The sequence below is a fragment of the Chryseobacterium sp. 2987 genome (genome assembly GCF_031456375.1).
Taxonomy (GTDB): Bacteria; Bacteroidota; Bacteroidia; order Flavobacteriales; family Weeksellaceae; genus Chryseobacterium; species Chryseobacterium vaccae.
In genome coordinates this window covers 1-5,911 of the sequence record NZ_JAVDUN010000018.1, presented here as the reverse complement: position 1 = coordinate 5,911, position 5,911 = coordinate 1, and the positions used below count along the sequence as shown (strand labels likewise).

4 protein-coding genes are annotated in these 5,911 nt (G+C 34.2%); 1 reads left to right on the top strand and 3 read right to left on the bottom strand.

Features of this window, described 5'->3' with window-relative positions:
* Nucleotides 1-220: 220 nt before the first annotated feature.
* Nucleotides 221-625: a hypothetical protein gene (locus J2Y40_RS23860; RefSeq protein WP_310001795.1), complete on the bottom strand. Its 405-nt coding sequence runs from the start codon at nucleotides 623-625 to the stop codon at nucleotides 221-223.
* An 813-nt stretch (nucleotides 626-1,438) separates the two neighbouring features.
* Between J2Y40_RS23860 and J2Y40_RS23855 the strand changes: the two genes are divergently transcribed.
* Nucleotides 1,439-2,608, top strand: coding sequence for an NUMOD4 domain-containing protein (locus J2Y40_RS23855; protein ID WP_310001793.1), 1,170 nt, complete (start codon nucleotides 1,439-1,441; stop codon nucleotides 2,606-2,608).
* A gap of 178 nt (nucleotides 2,609-2,786) precedes the next feature.
* Here J2Y40_RS23855 and J2Y40_RS23850 read toward each other — a convergent pair whose 3' ends face one another.
* Nucleotides 2,787-3,479 (bottom strand): hypothetical protein, encoded by a 693-nt coding sequence (locus J2Y40_RS23850; protein WP_310001791.1) that lies wholly within the window; start codon nucleotides 3,477-3,479, stop codon nucleotides 2,787-2,789.
* A partial coding sequence (locus J2Y40_RS23845; protein ID WP_310001789.1) for an RHS repeat-associated core domain-containing protein occupies nucleotides 3,479-5,911 on the bottom strand: 2,433 nt, incomplete at its 5' end. The genes J2Y40_RS23850 and J2Y40_RS23845, both read right to left, overlap by 1 nt.

The window sequence follows — 5,911 nt, the reverse complement described above, 5'->3', positions numbered from 1 at the left end:
TCCAGTCCTTTTCCACCTAAAATGATCTGAGAAAGTTCTTTTCCATCTTTATCCAGTCTGATGATCCAGGCATCTTTAGAGCCATAACCTTTGGATGAGTTCTGAACATTGCCTGCCACAAAGAACCCTAAGTCGGTAGTCTGAACGACCGCTCTGGCTTCTTCATCAGAGGCGGTGCCTAAAGTTTTCTGCCATAATTCATCCCCGAATTCATTTAATCTTACCAGCCAGATATCGGAACCGCCCTTGGATTCGTCTTTTTTATCCAGCCCTTGCCGGAATACGAAGTTCCTGCTATAAGGAAACCTCCTTCCTGAGTAGATGCAGAAGCGGAAAGATAGTCGTGATTCTGTCCTGAAAGGTATTTTTCCCAGACCTGCTCGCCCTGTTGGTTGAGTTTAACCAAGTGGAAATCGTAGCCGTTGTTTTGCTTGTTAGCAGCTGGTTGTTGGCTTTTTGTTTGAATTGAGCTTCCAGTAATCAGGTATTGCTGATCGATGGTGGTGGTAATCTGGCTTAGGAAATCCTGAGTGGAGGATTTGAGGTCTTTCTGCCATAAGACTTCCTGCGCAGAGAAAGTAAAGACGCTACATACAGTCAGAGCGCCTGCATATATTTTTCTCATGTATTCATGTATTTTAAAGTTATTGTTAGTTTTTTGTTGTCTATATGTTAATTTAACATATTTTAAGATATAGTATCACTTAAACGAGACTTAACATCTTTTATTTTGCGGATAATTTATTTTTTTTCATAATATGACATGGATTTTTTGTTTCTCAGACAAAACTATAGCTTCATAGCGACAGAACTTGTCGTATTATTTTTTTAAATAAAAAGGAGCATTCAACAAAGATTTAATCGCTTTTTTCAACTCAATAAATTTCAACGGGGAAATTAGTTATACAGAATTTAGGATTTAATAACCTGAGTTATAAAGTTTAAATTGTAGAGCAATTTTTTTGATTTTAAATATTGCCACTATTCTGCCACAAACTTTATGAGTATTTTTGAAAATTATGACAGCGGTCATTAACGAAAAAACCTGCAAATCATTAATTTGCAGGTTTTATATATTTTTTGATGTCTTTTGAAAACTTTTGTTTTCACATCTTGCGGAGAGTGAGGGATTCGAACCAAGTCGCATATATTATTGAAAATCAAATTGTTGATATTTTTAAATATAACATTGCCACGAATTTGCCACAACTCCTAAATATTTTAATTAGGCAAAATCTTATCAAGAATCAATGAACTTTTAGTATTGATATACGAATATATGAAAATTATAGCTATCAATCAATATTGTTGTAATAGCAATCTTATAGTTTCGGTATAAATTGATCCTCCATTCTACTTCTGAAACTTTCCCAAATATTATTCTTTACATTTTATATATTTTTGCTATACCAATCAAATATATAAATTATACCGACTTATGAATCTGCCTTCCGAATCAGTAGACCCATATTTAAAAGAAGTTTTGTATAATACTTCTCTAGAAGATCTTGCAGGTGAAGAATGGATTTTAATCCAAAATATTGAAAACTATGCAATTTCAAATTATGGAAGAGTGAAAAGCCTTGAGCGTTGGATTCCAATGGTAAACGGAGGAAGACGAAAAGACGAGGAAAGAATCATGAAATTAAGCCTTGTTAAGTATTCCAATAATTATCTTCAACGTACATTCTATAACGTATTTTGCGGATTTTCACTGAATGGCATAAAGTTTCGCCGATCCGTCGCCAGGTTAGTTTATTATCATTTTGTAGAAAAATTTGATATGGATGATCATTCTATAGCTATTTCATATAAAGACAATAATTCTTTTAATTTATTCTACAATAATTTGGAGATGCTTTCCATGAGTGAACTAAACCTTAAAAAGTTTCGTAATGGTAGAGCTTGTCTTGCCAAACAAGCAGTCAATCAATATACAGTACAAGGTAAGCATGTTGCTAGTTATGAAAGTATTCTTACCGCTGCCAAAGTATCAGGAGCCAGTGCAGGGGGTATTATATCTGTATTGCAAAAAACAAGATTTTCAGCGGGAGGATTTAGATGGTTTCCAAAAGAATATGTACCTCAAGAGAAAGATTTTTTAAAAAAAGCTAAGAGTACTGTATTACAATCAAACCAGGGACTTAATATTTCTTTATGGGAAAAGCTAGGTAAGCCTTTAATAGATTTCAATAGTCCACCCGCCTGTATGAATCTTTCGCTCTCAAATCTTTCAGGTGAGCAATGGAAGGATATTCCAGAGTTTGTAGGACAATATATGATCTCAAATAAAGGAAGAGTAAAACGTAAAAGTGGATGGGCTTTTAGCAGCATAAGTAAAATTTTTGTTGGAGAAAAAATAATGCCTCTTAAAATTAGAAATACGCTTGAAAGTAAAAACATTCATTTAAGTGTAACCTTAAGAAAGAATGGTAAGGAAATCAGTATTGCTATTTCGCGTTTACTTTATTATTCTTTTGTACAGGAGTTTGATCTAAGTGACAGAAGATTTGTAGTAGATAACCAAAGTGAGGTAATGTGGGATATAGAAATCCCCAAGCTTTCACTTAAACCTATTTATTCTTTGAGAAAAAATAAAAAAGGATGATAAGCATATATAAGACAATTAAAAAAACAAGATACTTATTAAAACTTTAGTTTTAAAAAAAATCTTAAAGATTATTGCAGAAAACATATTGTGGCTAGCTATTACACCTTATAAACAGAAAAGCCGCTCAGATGAACGGCATATAAATAACGGATTTCTTAATTATTCTGAATGTTTATTAAAATTCCTTAGTAACCTGAATTGTATCATGAATAAAAATATCATTTACTCCCATTTCAGTTTTAGCTTTATTACTAGAGTATTCGGAAAATAATCCTCCAACAATAATCGATTTTGAATTTTTATATTTAGTAAGATCTATCTCACAATAATGATGTGAATTATTGTGAATATTTAATGCTATTTTTTGAGGCTCACTATCTTTAGTATCTGTCGTTATGTCATATATTAAATCTACATTTTTAGTTATAAAATCACTTTTAGGTGTATAAAAATGATATATAACTTTACTTATTTTATTATTTTCATATTTAAAATTAGTTGTATATAATTTACTCTTAGAAGTGTCAATTTTATTTTGATGATAAAATATAATTTGATTTTTACGTTCAATATTGTCTTCTAAAAAAAATTCCACATTAAAATATTTTTGATCATTCATTTTATAATGAATATCCCACCAACCTATTTTATGTTTAGAGTTTTTATTATATTTTCCTTGGATAGTAAATTTTTCATTGTATCCCGAAATTTCAATAATTGAATCATTAATTGTTTTTTGAGACGTTTTATAATTTGATAAAGTTAAAATAGCATTAAGGTCATTATCAGACGCTTTTACTTGATGCTTTTTTTGACAAGAAAGCAGTGTGAAAATGGTAATTATTGATAAAAAAAGTTTGTTTTTCATTATTTTTTTGCTTTTAAATATCTATTTATTGCTGTATCCGTAGCAGCTTTATAAGACTGATTCCAATTATTATCATATTTAATTAAAGAATCCTTCATATAAATTATTCCTTTATTTGCAGAATCTTTATCTGGAATAGGTACCTTGATTTCATCAACACTTCCTTTATTTAAATTAAAGACATCTGTTAATCTATCTACAGCCCAGGAAGCAGCATAAAATCGACCGGGCAAAGTTATATTTCCGCTTTTACCAGGGCTAGAAAAAGTAGCAGGAGCAACAAAACTACCCCAGTCCAAATTAAAAGTTTTATCATTTCCAAACTTTTTATCATGTGTACTTGCATCAAAGTCCGTTCTTGCCATACCGCTGTTATATGTAATCTGAGGAAACTCTTCTGCCGTCCAGGTTGTGAATGAAAGCATATTTGGTATTGAGGTAATATTAATTTCATCCGCACCAAGCTTTGTAATTGAGCCTCCTTCATTTAGTTGTGCATAAGCAGATTCAGCTCCTCCGTCTACACTTACATTTGAAAATATTGTTCCATTTTTGGCAAAACCATCTATACCTGACATTTTCTGTGCTTCTTCTAGAGTAGTAACATTGGCAGCATATTGCCATTTCCCATCTTTCCTGATCCAGTCTTTATTCTCTCTTCCATCCGGATCAATGAAACGGATCGGGTTGTTATAAGCGTATGTATAGGTAGACCATCTTCTTGAAGTTTCAGCAAGAGGGTCTACAACTCCCCATCTGCCAATATCCGGCATATACATCCTCGCACCATAATCGTACATGCCCGTCTCCTGCAATTCCTTGCCATTGTACTTATACTGATAAGCATTCTGGTTAGTGGCCGTATAGTTATGCAATAATCCAAATGGATAATAATTATTGACTTCCACAATTTCCCCCGGCCTCCAGTCCTCTATACACCACCAACCTGTACAATTGGATGCATTAAACCTTCTTGGCTGGATAATTCCATCACCGCTTTTATCCGCATAGCTCAATCTTACATTTCCCAGATGGTCGGTATAATTATAGACATATTGCCCCAGAAGATCATCATAATATCCTTCCGAGGTAGGAATGATTCTGAGTTTTAAGACTGGAACTTCATTAGGGCTGGGATGGTAAGTTCCTTCACCATTCCATGATTCTATACCAAAGGTGGATTTGTACTGGAATCCATCCAGATAATAGGTTTCAAGGTTTCTAAAGAGCTTCTTTACTTTTACACCATCGGCCCTGTAGGTGTATTTGGTTGTCAGCCCGCTATGACTGATCTCCTTTGGTAAATTTAGGTAATTATACTGAATTGAAGAAATCCCTTTATCCGGATGACTGGTCATATTCCCGTTTCCGATGCCATTATCATTGTCATAACCTATTGTTCCGGGGTTGGCCAAATATGGATAACCAGATGGATTCTGCTGTAAATCGGTCACTCTGATCAGCTTATTGCCTGTATAGTCGTACTTTAAATCATCAATCAATGAAGCTGCCGTATTTCCACTTTGCAGAGCTTCTGACCGTTTCAGTTTGGTGATATTCCCGTTCAGGTCATATTCCAGTACTTCGGAATATTCCTTTGCGGTCTCATTACCCTGTTTCTGGTAAAATCCTGCTAAAAGACGGTTTAATCCATCATAAACATAACCATATCTTTTTAACGGTTCGTTTTCTTCGGTACGGGTCTTCCAAGCTACTTCTGCGATATTTCCATTGTATTTTGGCTTTACCTGCAAAGTGCTGAAGCTGCTGTTCGGTTTTTCAAGCCCTTCCATCTGATTGTAGTTGATCTTATAACCAAACAGATCATTGCCTAAGTTCGCAGGATCATTGATCTGCATCAGCCAGCCCCTGATATTATACTGATAATTGATCGTCTGTAAAGGTGATGCAGGATTGGTTCCTCCAACCTTCTTGGTTTCCAGCTGGGAAAGCTCATTGTAGCTGTTCTGAACCAGAATCTCTTCGGTATTGCTGTCTACCTGATGCTTATGAACGAGTAACCTGTTCTGATGATCATAGGTGAAAGTTTCTGTAATTACTCTTTCAGTATCGGTGCTTAACCTTTTATGCTTCGTCACAGATTTCTGAACGGTTCCAGCGAAATCCAATTTGGATTCTGTTTGAGTATAACCACCTAAGTAATTAATAGAATAAGTTCCTATAACTCTTCCTTTGGTATCGTAATAGGAATAGCTCTTTGTCCAATTGTCATCTTCAATGTTCTTGATCAAGCTCATCACCAGAAGTCCTGTAGTACTTCTTCCATCCAAGGAAGGGCTATCAGTTAGAACAGTTTCTCCTTCAATGGATGATGGAAAAGAAGGATTGAAGTTGTACTGGGGATAAGTGTCATAATAATTGACGCTCAGCACTTTTTCAAGAGTACTAAAATGGTTATTGGTATACTGGAT